Below are 15428 nucleotides of genomic sequence, written 5' to 3' on the forward strand. Positions count from 1 at the left end.
AGGCGTTGCCACGACTTTGAATAATATCGGTGCAGTCTACAACAGCATTTCCCAACCGCAAGAAGCATTGAAATACTATAAACAAGCTTTACCAATTAGGCAGGAAGTGGGCGACCGCGCAGGCGTTGCCACGACTTTGAATAATATCGGTGCAGTCTACAACAGCATTTCCCAACCGCAAGAAGCATTGAAATACTATAAACAAGCTTTACCAATTAGGCAGGAAGTGGGCGACCCCGCAGGCGTTGCCGCTACGTTGAATAGTATTGGTAGAAGTTACGACCATATTTCTCAACCCCAAGAAGCATTGAAATACTATAACCAAGCTTTACCAATTATGCAAGAAGTGGGCGACCGCGCAGGCGTTGCCACGACTTTGAATAATATTGGTGCAGTCTACAACAGCATTTCCCAACCACAAGAAGCATTGAAATACTATAAACAAGCTTTACCAATTAGTCAGGAAGTGGGCGACCCCGCAGGCGTTGCCGCTACGTTGAATAATATCGGTGTGGTCTACCTCACAATTGGACAACCACAAGAGGCATTGAAATACTTCAACCAAGCTTTACCCATTATGCAGAAAGTAGGCGATCGCGCAGGCGTTGCCACGACTTTGACTAATATTGGTGCAGTCTACAACAGCATCTCCCAACCACAAGAAGCATTGAAATACTTCAGCCAAGCTTTACAAATTAGGCGGGAAGTGGGTGATCACTCTGGGGAAGCTGCTACTTTGATTAATATCGGTGCATTCTACAACAGCATTTCTCAAGCACAAGAGGCATTGCAATATTTCAACCAGGCTTTACCCATTATGCGGGAAGTAGGCAATCGTGCAGTCGTTGCGAATACTCTCAGTCATATCGGTTTTGTCTACCAAGATACGAATAAACCCACTGAGGCCATCAAAAATTATGAGCAATCCATCAATATTACCCTAGAAATTCGGAGTGGTTTGCAGCGAGAAAATCGCCAAAAGTTTCTAGAAGCCGAAGAAACAACAGTAAAAGCCCTCACATCCCTCCTTATCGACCAAAATCAAGCCGATCGCGCTTTTCAATGGGTCAACATCGCCACCACAGCCGATCTCGCCGACTACACCCGCTTAATTGACGCCCAAGTCGCAAACCCCGAAGCACAAAAAGCCATAGACGAATGGAAGCAAAAAAATCAACGACTGCAATTCATCAGCCGCCAACTCGAAAACAAATTCTCAGAAAACCTCTCCCGACAAATGCGGGAATTAGAAACACAAGTCTACCGCAAAGCAGAAGAAATCCGCCGCCAATTCCCAGAAGTCGCCGAACTCTTTGAAACCACACCCAAAGACATCGCCCAACTGAAAGCAAGTATCGCACCAGATACCGTTGTCATTCAACCCGTCTTGCTGACAAATGTCAAAAATGTCCCCAATACCGTCGCCCTATTTGTCTTGACAAAAGACAGTTTAAGTGTTAAAAAAATTCCCATTGATCCCGCCGAATTCGACAAACTCCTCACCGAACATGACAAACAGCTACATCTTGGCTGTGACGACAAAGGTTGCGATCGCAACCAAAATTACGCCGTTACAGGCGGCCAACTTTACGACATCCTCATTCGTCCGGTAGAAGACAAAATTAAGGCATTTTCCCCCAAACAATTGAGCATCATCGCTACGGGAAAACTGCGCTACATCCCCTTTGAAACGCTGTATGACGACCAAGCTGGACAAAAGGGTGAATTCCTAATCGAGAAATATCCCGTCAACTATCTCACCCGCATTTCCACAAGGTCAATTCCCGATTCTACTTTACAAGGCGGAGTCTTAGCATTAGGAAATCCCATCCCTCGTCTGCCCCAAAATCTACCCGGTACAGAAGAAGAAGTTAGAAATATCGCTCAATTATTCCCCGGAAGTTCCGCCTATATCGGCAATGCCGCCACCCTCGACCAATTCAAAACTCAAGCACCCCGCTTTCCTTTTTTACACCTAGCAACTCACGGCTGTTTCCAACAGGGAGGCTGTCAAAAATTGGGCATGGAGGAAAATACACTGCTATTTGCTGACAGCCAATTCAATATTCGCGATGCCGCGTTATTAGGATTGCAAAACACCAGACTCCTCACCTTAAGCGCGTGTCAAACTGCTATGCAAGCGAATTCTAACGGTGAAGAAATATCGGGAGTTGCATATATATTTGAGCGTGCGGGCGCACAAGCTGTGATGGCAAGTTTGTGGAGTGTTGATGATTCCGCTACTAAAGATTTGATGGTTCAATTTTATCAAAATATCAATAAAGGGATGAGTAAAAATGAAGCTTTGCGACAAGCTAAGTTGAGTCAAATCCAGCGGCATCCGTTTTATTGGTCGCCGTTTATTTTAATTGGCGATGCGCGGTAGAATGGGTAGTAGATTGTTGCCAACAACCAGGTCAAATCCGCACTCCGGCGGGGATTAAAACTGATCCCCCCTAGCCCCCCTTAAGAAGGGGGGAACAAGAGCATTCAAAGTCCCCTTTCTTAAGGGATAAGAGCATTCAAAGTCCCCCTTCTTAAGGGGGATGCGAGGGGGCTCTAGACTTCGATACAAACGAGAGATACAGAATAAAGACTGTTGTCTTCCGATCGCACATTTCCAGCTAAACTCTCCCCCACAAAGCCAATCCGCCGCCCCTTCCCCTAGCAGCAATTATCCCATCTTCTACCAGAAAATATGCAAAAAATGCCTGCTTTCCCACACTCAAACTAAAAAATTCCGCCTCCCGCCCTTCTCCACCGCGAATAAATCCTTGATACACAGTTTTTCCCAACAATTTCACCGCTATTCTGGTAAAATCAAAAGCTAAAATATTGTTAGGCAAAAACTTAGTCGGCCCGGAAAGAGTGAGTTCGATCGCCCCAACTTGCACCGAATTCTCCACCCTGCCGGTTTCGCTATTCTCTTCCCCTCCAGCAACAGGTTCCGCCGAATAAGCAATTTGAATTTTCGCAATCCACTCAGGGATGTAACGTCCCGCACCCAAGACAATTCCCGCTTTTTGTCGAGTCTTTTTCGTGCCGGTGATAAAGCAGAGTTGCCAGTTGCCGATTAATTGCTCGAAAGAATAGCGAATTTTGGTTCTTTTCGCGCTTTTCTCAGCTTCGAGGAGGGCGGCAACTACGGCGTTGGAAGATGGTTTAGAATTAGATTTAGCGGCTTGTTCTAGAATAGATATATTTTCCATTTAATATACAAACCAGTTTTATTGTTGGTAACAGAGATAATATTAGCTGATGTAGCGGAGAAAAACATGGTTGCGATCGCCCCCACAGACACAGAAATCATCGTCATCGGCAGCGGAATAGGCGGCTTGACTTGCGCTGCAATGCTCGCCCGCTATGGCTTTGAGGTTGTGGTTTGCGAAAGCCATTCGATCGCGGGCGGGGCCGCACACGGTTTTGAACGCGACGGATTTAGCTTCGACTCCGGGCCCTCCCTGTACTCAGGATTATCCTACAGCCCGTCTGCGAACCCGCTGCGGCAAGTTTTGGATGCCATCGGCGAAAAACTCCCCTGCATCACCTACGATACCTGGGGTTGCTGTTTGCCAGAAGGCGATTTCGACACATCCGTCGGTGCGAGTCAATTTGGCGAAGTGCTCGCACAACTGCGCGGCGCGGCAGCAGTCGCCGAATGGCGACAACTCCAGCGCATCATGGAACCCTACGCCAAAGCTGCCACAGCCTTGCCCTCCCTGGCTTTGCGCTTCGATTTGGGCGCTGTTTTTACCCTCGGCCAATTTGCGCCGGCTTTCCTGCAAAGTGCTGGCGACGCGATCGCACTTGCAGGCCCTTTCAGCAAAATTCTGGACAAAAATGTCAAAGATCCGTTTGTCCGAAATTGGCTGAATTTGTTGTGTTTCCTGCTGTCTGGACTTCCCGCCGACGGAACGATCGCAGCCGAAGTCGCTTTCATGTTCGCCGACTGGTATCGCCCCAATGCAGTTTTGGACTATCCGATCGGCGGTAGTGCAGCTTTGGTAAACGCCCTGGTACGGGGTTTAGAGCGCCACGGAGGGCAGTTGCTGCTAAATTCCCACGTTGCAGAAGTTTTGGTCGAAAACAACCGGGCTGCGGGCGTGCGGCTGCGATCGGGCAAAATTATTCGATCGCACAAAGCCGTCGTCTCCAACGCTTCCGTTTGGGATACAGTGAAGCTTTTGCCTGAAACCTCTGTCCCGCAAAGGTTTCGGCAACAGCGGCAGGCGACGCCCGAGTGCGACAGCTTCATGCACCTGCATCTGGGAATTGATGCTGCCGGAGTGCGATCGGACTTGGCTTGTCACTACATCTTCGTCAAAGACTGGGAAATGGGCGTTAGCGCCCCTCAGAACGTCGTTCTAGTCTCGATTCCCTCCCTCCTCGACCCCGACCTCGCGCCTCCGGGAAAGCACGTCATTCACGCATATACCCCCGGAAACGAGCCTTACGATTTGTGGCAAAAGCTCGATCGCACCAGCCAAGAGTACAAGCTGCAAAAACAAGCGCGCGCCCAGGTAATGTGGTTCGCCTTAGAGAGAATTATCCCGGATATTCGATCGCGCGCAGAAGTCACCTTAGTTGGGACACCCCTCACCCACGAACGGTTTTTGCGCCGCCATCGCGGTTCCTACGGGCCCGGAATTCGCGCGGGTAGCGGCTTGTTTCCCGGGCCGAAAACACCTTTAGCGGGGCTGTTTTGCTGCGGAGATTCGACGTTTCCGGGAATTGGTTTGCCGGCTGTTGCTGCTAGCGGGGCGATCGCCGCCAATACGATCGCACCTTTGTACAAACATTTGGAATTAATTAAGGAAGTTATTAGTTAGTTGTTATTAGACATCTCCCCTAATTCTTGGGGAACAGGCACCGTGCCTGTTCAAAACCTGCTTTTTAGGAGATGTCTATTAGTTATTAGTTATTTGTTAACGGAATTATTGAAGAGCTTTCATAGCGAAGGACGCGAAGCAAGAGTAAACAATAATTTCATATAGTTCGTAAAATGTGACCGATATCTGTCAGCATAGAAATAGATAGTTCGATCGCCCTGAGAATACCGTGCAACCCGTAGACTTTACAACTTTAACCGCCACTTGCAGCGAACTGCGAGCCCAATGGCTGCCAGCGCGCTTAGAACAAGTCTACCAGCGCGATCGCTTCACCGTGTCCCTGGCCTTCCGCACCATGAAAGGGCGCGGCTGGATTGACCTTTCCTGGCATCCTGTGGCCGCCCGCATCTGCGTAGGCGACCCCCCGCCCCGCATTCCCGACACCTTCACCTTCAGCGAACAACTGCGGCATCAACTCAGCGGTTTAGCCTTGGTTTCCATCGCCCCTGTTTCATCCTGGGAAAGAGTCATCGACTTGCAATTCGCCAAACGCCCCGGAGAACCAGCCCTCTGGCACCTCTACGCCGAAATCATGGGCAAGTACAGCAACGTCATCCTCACCGCCCAAGACAACCTCGTTGTCACCTGCGCCCACCAAGTCAGCGCCAAACAGTCCACCGTTCGTCCCATCCAAACCGGGCAACCCTACGAAATGCCCCCGTCTTTGACCGATGCAGTGCCGAGTCTGAGTGAATCTCAAAACCGCTGGCAAGAACGAATTAGCCTGGTTCCTGGACAATTAAAGGGCAATCTGCTGAAGAATTACCGAGGGATGAGTAAAGCCTTAGTTTTGTCAATGATTCGATCGGCTTCTTTAGACCCCGAACAATCCACCGACAGCCTGAATCCCGACCAATGGCAGCAACTATTCCAGCGCTGGCTATACTGGCTGCAATGCCTAGAAAACTCCAAATTTCACCCGAGTTTTACCCCCGAAGGCTACACCGTCATCGATTGGCCCGCACCAGAAAATCACAATGTAGGGGCGGTGCCCCCGTGCCCGCCCTCTGATTCTTCCATCTCTTCGGTTCAAGAATTACTTAACAGCTACTACACAGGCCAAATCAATCAAGAAGTATTCGCCCAACTGCGGCATCAGCTTACCCAAAAACTCAACAACGTCCTAGCCAAACTGCGCCTGAAAGCCAACACATTTAAAGAACGCTTGCAGCAATCTGCAGACGCCGACACCCACAAATCCCAAGCCGACTTGCTGATGGCAAATTTGCAGCATTGGGAACCGGGAATGAAATCAATTTCTCTCCCCGACTTTGAAACCGAAAAACCAGTTACCATTGCCCTAAACCCGGAAAAAAACGCCGTTCAAAACGCTCAAGCCCTCTACAAAAAACACCAAAAACTTAAAAGAGCCCGCATTGCAGTAGAACCATTGTTAGCCTCCGTACAGGAAGAAATCGACTATTTAGAACAAGTTGAAGTCGCGCTTTCGGTGTTGGAAACCTACCGCAACACCCAAGATTTGCAAACCCTCGCCGAAATCCGCGAAGAACTGATCCAGCAAAAATACCTAGACGTACCAGATTACCGCAGTACCGACAAAAATGCTGCGATCGAATTTCACCGCTACCAAACCCCCAGCGGCTTTGAATTATTAATCGGGCGCAACAATCGCCAAAACGACCAACTCACTTTTCGCACCGCCAACGACTACGACTTGTGGTTCCACACCCTAGAGATTCCCGGAAGCCACGCTTTGCTGCGTCTCAAACCCGGTACTGTGGCTGAAGAAACCGATTTGCAATTTGCCGCTGACATGACTGCTTACTACAGTCGCGCCCGCCACAGCGAACAAGTTCCCGTGGTTTATACAGAACCGAAATATGTATACAAGCCGAAAGGCGCTAAACCTGGTATGGTTGTATACAAGCAGGAGCGGATTGTCTGGGGCAGACCGCAGCAAGCTCCGGCTTGATTTATATAAAGTGAGTAAGGTGGTTGATCGGCAATCGAAACTTCATTTTTACCCAAAATAACGGGTTTGCAACCGATAAACCTAGGCAGGAACCGGGTTTGCGAACCCAAGCTTGATTATACAAAGTAACCGAGAGTGCGATCGTCCCCTAAAAATTAAAATAAGTCTGTAATGTAAAGTTTTATTACAGAAAATTAAATTTTGTTGTTATAATACCGCTTAAGAGAGATGATATTTCTTTTAGAACCCTTTGCAAAGAAATGTGCAACTTGGGTTTCCTCACTGTGAGAAAAACACTGTGGGAACACAACGGATTTAACTATTTGTGCAGACCAGCTTTTGCTAAAGCTGGTCGTTTCTGTTTAAAAATTAAACCCAAGCCCCCACCGATTTTAGATTGGCGATTTTAGATTTTAGATTAAGACCGCCAATCTAAAATCTAAAATCTAAAATCTAAAATCCCCAAGGGCTGCTCCTAGAAAGTAAACGTCGTTCTGACAACCCCAATCACCAAATCAGAATTATTCTTATTGTGGTCAGGAGCAGTCAGCCAAATCAGACCAGGAGTGATAGAAATATTGTCGCTCAACTTAAACTGATAGAAACCTTCAACGTGCAGCGAAGTATCCTTATCTTCCGGCAAAGTCCGGTTAGTAGAACTCGTCACCCGCGGCTCCATACCTACCACAATCCCCGCCACATTTCCTTCTTTCAACAAATCGGGAAAAGCCAAAGTAACTGCCCAGTTCCAGACTTTTTGATCCCCCCGCTGCACAGAACCCGTAGGAGTAGTCAAGTTTGATAAAATGCGCTGGTTGGTGTAACCCGCCCAACCGCCAATTGCAAATCTCCGGTTCAACTGCCACGAAGCTTGCGCCCCGTAGGAATTGCTAGAAATCGGGAGAGTGGTATCGCTGTCGAACCCGAAGGAACCGAGACGCTGCGGAAAATTAGAAGCATTGCTCCCGGTATTGGTAATTAAGCTGTAGGAATTAACGTAAGTTAAACCTAAAGCAATGCTGTCGCTCGGTTTGAAAGTCAACTGAGCCAAACCGCCGTAAGAACCATTAAACAAACCATTTCCCCGCGTCGGGTTCGCAGCATTGCCGGCCAAATATCCCAAACTCAGCTCCAGTTTTTCCCCAAACTGATGCCGCAGAGCGATGCCAGAACCACCAAGCAAATAGTAAATTGGGTTGCGAGTACCGAAGTTAGAAAGAGCGCCGTAGCTGCCGTCTCCGTCAAAGTAAGGGTTGACAGTGTTAACAAAATCATCAGCAGCGCCGGCGTTGGCTTCTAGAATTACAGTAGTGCTTTTGCCGATAGGGAATTGGTAAAGCAGCGCATCTAAAGCTACTATATTGTTAGCCTCGCCAAAAGGCCCGACATTAAACCGCAATTCCCCTTCAGCAGTTTTCGTATTTTCCGTAGAAAACGCACCCAGATTCAAAACTTGCAGTCGAGTTCTGAGCAAATCTTCTCCAGAGAAACTCGTGTCGAAATTAATCCGAACCCGGCTGCCAAAAGCCGTCGCTTTATCAGCTTCCTTACCTTCAGCATCCTCTCCCCTGGCGACACCCGCTACACCAAATATCACTTCGCCGTTGAGTTTAGTCGTAGTCGAAAACTGATTTGCTTCTAATTCAGAGGCGCGCGCTTCCAAAACATCCACGCGGCCACGCAAAGTTGCCAATTCCGCCGCAAATTCTTCTTGCAACCTTTGCACAGAAGCCAAATCTTCTCGCGTCGCCAGATTTCTGGAACCGCCTTGAATCAGCTCGGTAACTTTATCCAAACACGCATTTAAACCCGCTGCAAACTCGTAGCGAGTCATGGCCCGGTTGCCGCGAAAAGTGCCGTCAGGATAGCCAGCTATACAACCGTAGCGCTCGACTAGGGATTGCAAAGCTTGGAACGCCCAATCCGTTGGTCGAACGTCGGAAAGTTGAGAAACAGAGGTTACTTGGCCGGCAGCATCTTCGCTGCTACTGTCTTCGGCGCTGTATTGGTTGATTTGTTCTAAAAGATTAGACTGTGCTTGAGGTTGGGCACTTGGATCAGTGGATTGCGAAATCAGATCGGGCTGTGCGGCGGATTTTTCTGCGTTTAAATTAGCCGGTGGTGCGGGGGGTTGCGTTTCGCTTAAGTTTGCGGGCGCTACTGGGGGGATTTGCTCCGCGATAGGTTGTTCGGGACTTAAATTTGCGGGCGCTACTGCGGGTTTGGTTTCGCCTAAATCTGCTGCTGCAACTTCCGGTGCTTTTGCTTGTTCGGCAACTGGGGCGATCAAATCGTTAGTGAAGCCCTCGTAGAGGTTCGCACTTTCTTTCTCAATAGTTTCAACAGTCGATTTGCTAGCTAGTGACGCTGGTTCGGCTGTCTCAGGCTTTGCTGTCTCCGACTTGGCTGCCTCGGTTGCAGCACCGGCTAATTGCAATTTATCAGCTTGAGCTGCCGTGGCAATTTCTACAGGTTGCTCTGCTAGCGCCGTCGAAGATATGACTAAACTTGCTGCCAATACACCCGGACTAACTAAAAGTCCCTTCCACAAAAATTTGGACATTTTTCCTCACACCACATTGAGCCGATCGCCCGTTCCGAAGATTTAGGCGCTCGCAAATCACCTTTAGTATTCCGCCTAATAGTATTTCTTGTCAACAATCGGGGAAATCACTGCCGGAGAGTGCAGTTTTGCTGTGGTTGATTTGACAAAAACTCCGTTTATTCCCAAAATCCTTGGTTTGAGCTAAATACCTACATAGAAACCTGGTTGATGGCGGGATATTGCGTAAGTTATCCCTCAGTAAGACTAATATTGACAGCACTGGCGCTAACAAATCGTTTGATCGGCTACAAATACAAGTGAAAAAACTCAAATACGCCCTAGTTCACGAATGGTTGACGCCCTTAGCTACTGGCGGTTCAGAACTCGTAGTACAGGAAATTCTCAAACACGTAGACGAGGCAGATGTCTATGCCCTCATCGACTTTGAATCGGCCAATCCCGAAAGCTATCTTTTCGGGCGACAGATTGGCACAACATTTTTGCAGCACTTTCCCAAGGCCCGCAGCGGTGTCCAAAAATATTTGCCATTTCTGCCGATCGCGATCGAACAACTAGATCTGCGACAATACGACATCATCCTCTCATCATCCCATGCTGTCGCCAAAGGCATCCTCACCAGTCCCCAGCAACTGCACGTTTGCTACTGCCACACTCCCATGCGCTACGCTTGGGACTTAACTTTTGACTATTTGCGTAGCAGCAAAGCCGGACGGGGCATCCAGGGTCTGCTGACGCGATATTTGTTGCATCGACTGCGGCAGTGGGACGTAATTTCCGCCAATCGTGTTGATTATTTCATCGCTAACTCTCAACACACTGCGCGCCGAATTTGGCGGTGCTATCGGCGGCGGGCCCAGGTGATTTATCCGCCGGTAAATATCGAGCGATTTTCCTTGATGCGACAAAAACAAGACTTTTACGTCACAGTTTGTCGGTTAGTAAGTTACAAAAACGTAAGTGCGATCGTCCAAGCATTCAATCAACTCGGGCATACTCTAATTGTCATCGGCACCGGGCCAGAATTAGAAATGATTCGGCAAATCGCCAAACCCAACGTGCAAGTGCTCGGCTGGCAGCCCGCCTCCATAGTGGAAAAGTACATGGCAGAGGCGAAAGCCTTTGTATATGCAGCTTGCGAAGATTTTGGCATAGCTTTGGTAGAGGCTCAAGCTTGCGGAACACCAGTAATTTCCTATGCAGCAGGGGGCGCTTTGGAGACAGTGCTCGACATTCGCCAACAGCCAGAGACAGGGACTGGTTTATTTTTTTCCTCCCAAACCGCAGCAGCATTAGTCGAAGCTGTCAAGGAATTTGAGCAGTTGCAAGGCAAATTTCGGCCAGAAATCTGCAGGTTGCGCGCTGAACAGTTTGCCCCCGAAGTTTTTGGGCAGCGCTATCTAGCTTTTGTGGAACGCTGCTATCAGGAATTTCACTCCCGTGATTTTACCGAGTCTGGGGCTTGAGAGTGCCAGAACCCGATAGCGGGACAATCTTCCTTCTGCCTTTGTATAAGTGCCTTCAGAAGACCTCTGCATAAGTGCCTTGTGCCTTTTTCCTTCTGCCGCCAGAAGCCCTCTTCCTTCTTCCTTCTGCCTTTTGAAGCCTTCAGAAGGCAGAAAATTGAGTATTGGAAACATAATTCAGAGAACAAAGCGTCTTGAGGCTTTATGATCAGGACTGTGTGTGGTGTGAAGTGAAGGAGTAAGATGACTGCCGACAGCCAACTAATCTCCGGCAAGGTAATTCGAGCGATCGCAAGACGCGGTTTTGGGTCTGTCCTGCAAGGAGATAGACGCATAAGTCGTTCTCTACAGAACCTCGACGGAGAACTTTTCAAGCGGTTATTTGACATCCTGTTTTCCTTATCGGTTCTGATCCTGTTTGCTCCGGTTTACCTGCTTTTGGCTTTCTTAATCGCCTTAAGCTCGCCCGGTCCTATTTTTTACGTACAGGAACGAGTAGGCAAAAACCGTAAAAGGTTTTATTGCCTTAAATTCAGAACGATGGTGGAAAATGCGGACGATATATTGCTGGAAATCATGGAAAATTCTCCGCATTTGCGTCAAGAGTTTGAGGACAATTTCAAGCTGAAACAAGACCCTCGAATTACCTGGATTGGAAGATTTTTACGAATGACCAGTTTAGACGAGTTTCCCCAGTTTTGGAATGTTTTAAAAGGAGATATGAGCGTCGTCGGACCGAGACCTTTAGTTGAAGAAGAACTGCCGAGATACGGTCGTCACATCAACAAAATTCTCACCATAAGACCTGGAATTACAGGCTTGTGGCAAGTGTCCGGTCGCAACGACATTCCCTATCCCCGCCGAGTCCAAATCGACCTCTATTACGCAAATGACAAAAACCTTTGGATGGATATGTGGATTGTTTTCAAAACAATTGGAGTTGTGATTTTTCCCAAAAATAACGGCGCATATTAATTTTTGTCCGCAGTCAGCAATCGGTAGTTGGTTTTGTTTGTTACTGACCACTGATGCTGACTACTGACAAACTATAAACTCTTTGTCAACACAAAACAGTTCCTAGATGCCGATCGAAGAATTGTGAGTTAACTTAGAGTTTGAGAATACGATCGGCAGGGAGTAACAGCCTCTGCCAAAAAGTTTATTGTGAATTAACACGACCTGTCACAGGAAAATCAGATGACGCAACGCAAGCGAGCGCTAATAACAGGTATTACGGGTCAAGACGGCTCCTACTTGAGCGAATTACTGTTAGAGAAAGGATATGAAGTTCACGGCATTATCCGGCGCAGTTCTAGTTTCAATACCGATCGAATTGACCACATCTATGTCGATCCTCACAGCGAGGGTGCGCGCCTGTTTCTACACTACGGCGACTTGACGGACGGCACCACTCTCCGTCGCATCTTGGAAGAAGTCCAGCCAGTAGAGGTTTATAACTTAGGCGCTCAATCTCACGTTCGAGTTAGCTTTGACTCGCCAGAATATACGGTTGACGCCGTAGGGATGGGAGTATTGCGGCTGCTAGAAGCCGTTCGGGACTATCAGCGTCGCACTGGCATAGAAGTGCGGTTCTATCAAGCAGGTTCTTCGGAAATGTTCGGTTTGGTGCAGGAAGTTCCACAGAAGGAAACAACTCCTTTTTATCCCAGAAGTCCTTACGCCTGCGCCAAAGTTTACGGTCATTGGCAAACAGTAAATTATCGGGAATCTTACGGACTTTTTGCGTGCAACGGCATCTTGTTCAATCACGAATCTCCCCGCCGGGGCGAAACTTTTGTCACCCGTAAAATTACTCGCGCTGTTGCCCGAATTGTTGCGGGCAAGCAGAAAAAACTTTACTTGGGCAATCTCGATTCCAAGCGTGACTGGGGTTATGCTAAGGACTACGTGCGGGCGATGTGGCTAATGCTGCAACAAGACAAGCCTGACGATTATGTAATCGCTACTAACGAAACCCATTCCATCAAAGAGTTTCTTGATTTGGCTTTTACTTACGTCAATTTAGATTGGCAAAAATATGTGGAGTTTGACGAACGCTACTTGCGGCCTGCAGAAGTCGAACTGTTGATAGGCGATTCGACAAAGGCGCGCCAGCAATTAAATTGGGAACCTTCTGTAACTTTTCAGGAGTTAGTACATTTAATGGTAGATGCGGACATGAAAGCTTTAGACCAGCAAGGTCGGGGTTCTGGCAACGGATTTGATTAAGCCGCTAAACAAAGCGGTCAGTGCGAACAATTTGTAGGGGTAGTGCCCCGTGTCTGCCCCGATTGGCGAAAAGCGCGCACCGGGGGGATTGCCCCTGCACACAGTTCATAACTGATCGGAGGATTGTTACAGCTATTAGCGTAGCGCGATCGGCATTCACAGAGCCAGCTTAATTGCTCGCAAAATTTTCTGCTGTGGGGGCTAAAAAGAACATTAAAATGATAGTTGAGGACTCGCTACTAATAAATCTAACTTTCGGGTGTGCACGGAGCAGTCCCTATCAACAGCAGCTAAAGCAGATTTGTGGGCAACTGCGTCCTGTACCTCAAAGCTTTTTTTGCTAAAGCAACAATTTTAGAATTGAAATTGTCGATCGACCTTTATTCAAAATCCCGAGGCTAAAATTATGACAAGCTTGGATTTAAGCAGCAAACGCATTCTAGTCACGGGCGGCGCCGGTTTCTTGGGCCGTCAGGTAATCGACCAGCTAGTGAAAGCAGGGGCAGATGCTGATAAAATTTCGGTGACTCGATCGCGCGACTGCGACCTCCGCGTCATGGAAAACTGCAAGCGCGCCGCCGACCAACAAGATATCATTGTTCACCTCGCCGCCCACGTCGGCGGCATCGGTTTAAACCTAGTCAAACCCGCTGAATTATTTTACGACAATTTGATGATGGGCGCGCAACTAATCCACGCCGCCTACGAAGCAGGAGTCGAAAAATTTGTCTGCGTCGGCACGATTTGCGCTTATCCCAACTTTACCCCAGTTCCTTTCAAAGAAGATGACCTGTGGAACGGCTATCCAGAGGTAACTAACGCACCTTACGGAGTAGCCAAAAAAGCTTTATTAGTGCAACTGCAATCCTACCGCCAGCAGTACGGATTCAACGGTATCTACTTGCTACCAGTAAATTTGTACGGCCCGGAAGATAACTTTGATCCGAAAAGTTCCCACGTCATCCCCGCATTAATTCGCAAAGTCCACGAAGCGCAACAAAGGGGAGACAAAACACTGCCAGTTTGGGGCGACGGTAGCCCCAGCCGCGAGTTTTTGTATTCCACAGATGCCGCGCGGGGAATTGTGATGGCGGCTCAATCTTACAGTGAATCTGACCCTGTTAATTTGGGAACGAATAGCGAAGTTAAAATTCGCGATTTAGTGGAAACTATTTGCGAATTGATGGGATTTGAGGGAGAAATTGTTTGGGAAACAGACAAACCGAACGGTCAGCCGCGCCGCTGTTTGGATACGCAAAGGGCTAAGGAAAAGTTTGGTTTTGTTGCGGAAGTGAAGTTTAAGGAAGGGTTGAAAAATACGATTGATTGGTATCGACAACACGCCGCGTAAGTGTGAAAAACCCGGTTTCTTCAAGAAACCGGGTTTTTTTAGGAATAAAACTAAATGCGAGTTAGAAACCTCATTTATAATAGTCGGCACTTGCAACCTATCCTACACAAACCAGTCCGCCTTCTGGCACTAAGAAATTATACAAATTTGGGTGATAATTCACTGACAATAGTCGGCAGCAGTGCCGTGTCCCTACTGCTGTGTCCTGTATTTCATCCGAGTGAAAACTGCTATAATACAAATACCTCGACTGAAATCATCGAAAACTGAAATTTGGGAAAGCCAATGATTGCCGATCGCACCCACAATTATATCTCGCCCGAAGAGTACCTGAAGTTAGAAGAACTCAGTCCGCTCAAACATGAGTATATACAGGGAGAAATCTATGCAATGGCGGGTGCAAGTGATGCTCATGTGACAGTTGCCGGCAACTTATTTGCACTTTTGAGAAATCATGTTCGGGGTAGTGGCTGTCGTGTTTATATGTCTGACATGAAAGCTAGGATTGAATCGAAGAATATTTACTACTATCCTGACGTGATGGTAACGTGCGACGAACGGGACAAATCATCTCAATCTTTTAAAAGATATCCTTGTTTAATTGTCGAGGTTTTGTCAAATGGTACTGAAGGATTCGATCGGGGCGATAAATTTGCTGACTATCAAGAATTAGAAACGCTTCAAGAGTATGTGTTAATTAGCCAAAAACGTGAGCGGCTAGAGTGTTTTCGCCGCAATGCTGAAGGGTTGTGGGTTTTGTATTCCTATACTCAAGGAAGCGCAATTCACTTGGCTAGCGTAGATTTTCGCACAGGTATTGATGCTATTTATGAGGATGTAATTTTTACTAAGGAAGATTCAGAAGCAGAATTTGATGAACTGCGATCGAGGGGATAAATGGAAAGTGCGATCGCACCTCAGTTAAGGAAGGGCGATCGCACTTGGGGATGTGATTAAAAAAGGGCGATCGCCTAGTTAAAACTCAATACGTCGTGTT

General features: G+C 47.8%; 10 protein-coding genes. 8 read left to right on the forward strand and 2 right to left on the reverse strand.

Annotation, left to right across the window (positions count from 1 at the left end):
• On the forward strand, positions 1-2386 hold a 2386-nt coding region (locus tag QUB14_RS23100), incomplete at its 5' end, for a CHAT domain-containing tetratricopeptide repeat protein (RefSeq protein WP_333297336.1).
• A 238-nt stretch (positions 2387-2624) separates the two neighbouring features.
• Here QUB14_RS23100 and QUB14_RS23105 read toward each other — a convergent pair.
• Complete coding sequence (locus QUB14_RS23105; RefSeq protein ID WP_333219493.1) at positions 2625-3209, reverse strand: hypothetical protein; 585 nt, start codon at positions 3207-3209, stop codon at positions 2625-2627.
• 66 nt (positions 3210-3275) lie between these two features.
• On the opposite strand from QUB14_RS23105, the gene QUB14_RS23110 reads away from it, so the two are divergent.
• Positions 3276-4829 (forward strand): NAD(P)/FAD-dependent oxidoreductase, encoded by a 1554-nt coding sequence (locus QUB14_RS23110; protein WP_333219499.1) that lies wholly within the window; start codon positions 3276-3278, stop codon positions 4827-4829.
• A 229-nt stretch (positions 4830-5058) separates the two neighbouring features.
• Positions 5059-6822: an NFACT RNA binding domain-containing protein gene (locus tag QUB14_RS23115; protein WP_333219491.1), complete on the forward strand. Its 1764-nt coding sequence runs from the start codon at positions 5059-5061 to the stop codon at positions 6820-6822.
• Between the two features lie 475 nt (positions 6823-7297).
• Here the strand turns inward: QUB14_RS23115 and QUB14_RS23120 are convergent, their stop codons facing one another.
• Positions 7298-9385, reverse strand: coding sequence for an iron uptake porin (locus QUB14_RS23120; RefSeq protein ID WP_333219489.1), 2088 nt, complete (start codon positions 9383-9385; stop codon positions 7298-7300).
• A gap of 299 nt (positions 9386-9684) precedes the next feature.
• Between QUB14_RS23120 and QUB14_RS23125 the strand changes: the two genes are divergently transcribed.
• The 5 genes from QUB14_RS23125 to QUB14_RS23145 all read left to right on the forward strand — a co-directional run bounded on the left by QUB14_RS23125 (position 9685) and on the right by QUB14_RS23145 (position 15328).
• Positions 9685-10851 (forward strand): glycosyltransferase, encoded by a 1167-nt coding sequence (locus tag QUB14_RS23125; protein WP_333219487.1) that lies wholly within the window; start codon positions 9685-9687, stop codon positions 10849-10851.
• 243 nt (positions 10852-11094) lie between these two features.
• On the forward strand, positions 11095-11826 hold the full coding sequence (locus QUB14_RS23130) for a sugar transferase (RefSeq protein ID WP_006631924.1): 732 nt from the start codon (positions 11095-11097) through the stop codon (positions 11824-11826).
• A 222-nt stretch (positions 11827-12048) separates the two neighbouring features.
• Positions 12049-13080, forward strand: a complete 1032-nt coding sequence (gene gmd, locus QUB14_RS23135; protein ID WP_333219484.1) for a GDP-mannose 4,6-dehydratase — start codon at positions 12049-12051, stop codon at positions 13078-13080.
• Positions 13081-13486: 406 nt separating this feature from the next.
• Entirely contained in the window at positions 13487-14431 is a 945-nt protein-coding gene (locus QUB14_RS23140; RefSeq protein WP_190663125.1) for a GDP-L-fucose synthase family protein, read from the forward strand.
• 285 nt (positions 14432-14716) lie between these two features.
• The gene (locus QUB14_RS23145; RefSeq protein ID WP_333219497.1) at positions 14717-15328 is read left to right on the forward strand and encodes a Uma2 family endonuclease; all 612 of its coding nucleotides are present in this window, start codon (positions 14717-14719) and stop codon (positions 15326-15328) included.
• Positions 15329-15428 lie beyond the last annotated feature (100 nt).

Source organism: Microcoleus sp. B3-D2, assembly GCF_036705345.1.
Taxonomy (GTDB): domain Bacteria; phylum Cyanobacteriota; class Cyanobacteriia; order Cyanobacteriales; family Microcoleaceae; genus Microcoleus.

Coding starts and splice junctions, on each gene's coding strand:
- QUB14_RS23105 (WP_333219493.1), bottom strand. CDS start 3,209: ATGGAAAATATATCTATTCTAGAACAAGCCGCTAAATCTAATTCTAAA.
- QUB14_RS23110 (WP_333219499.1), top strand. CDS start 3,276: ATGGTTGCGATCGCCCCCACAGACACAGAAATCATCGTCATCGGCAGC.
- QUB14_RS23120 (WP_333219489.1), bottom strand. CDS start 9,385: ATGTCCAAATTTTTGTGGAAGGGACTTTTAGTTAGTCCGGGTGTATTG.
- QUB14_RS23130 (WP_006631924.1), top strand. CDS start 11,095: ATGACTGCCGACAGCCAACTAATCTCCGGCAAGGTAATTCGAGCGATC.
- gmd (WP_333219484.1), top strand. CDS start 12,049: ATGACGCAACGCAAGCGAGCGCTAATAACAGGTATTACGGGTCAAGAC.
- QUB14_RS23140 (WP_190663125.1), top strand. CDS start 13,487: ATGACAAGCTTGGATTTAAGCAGCAAACGCATTCTAGTCACGGGCGGC.
- QUB14_RS23145 (WP_333219497.1), top strand. CDS start 14,717: ATGATTGCCGATCGCACCCACAATTATATCTCGCCCGAAGAGTACCTG.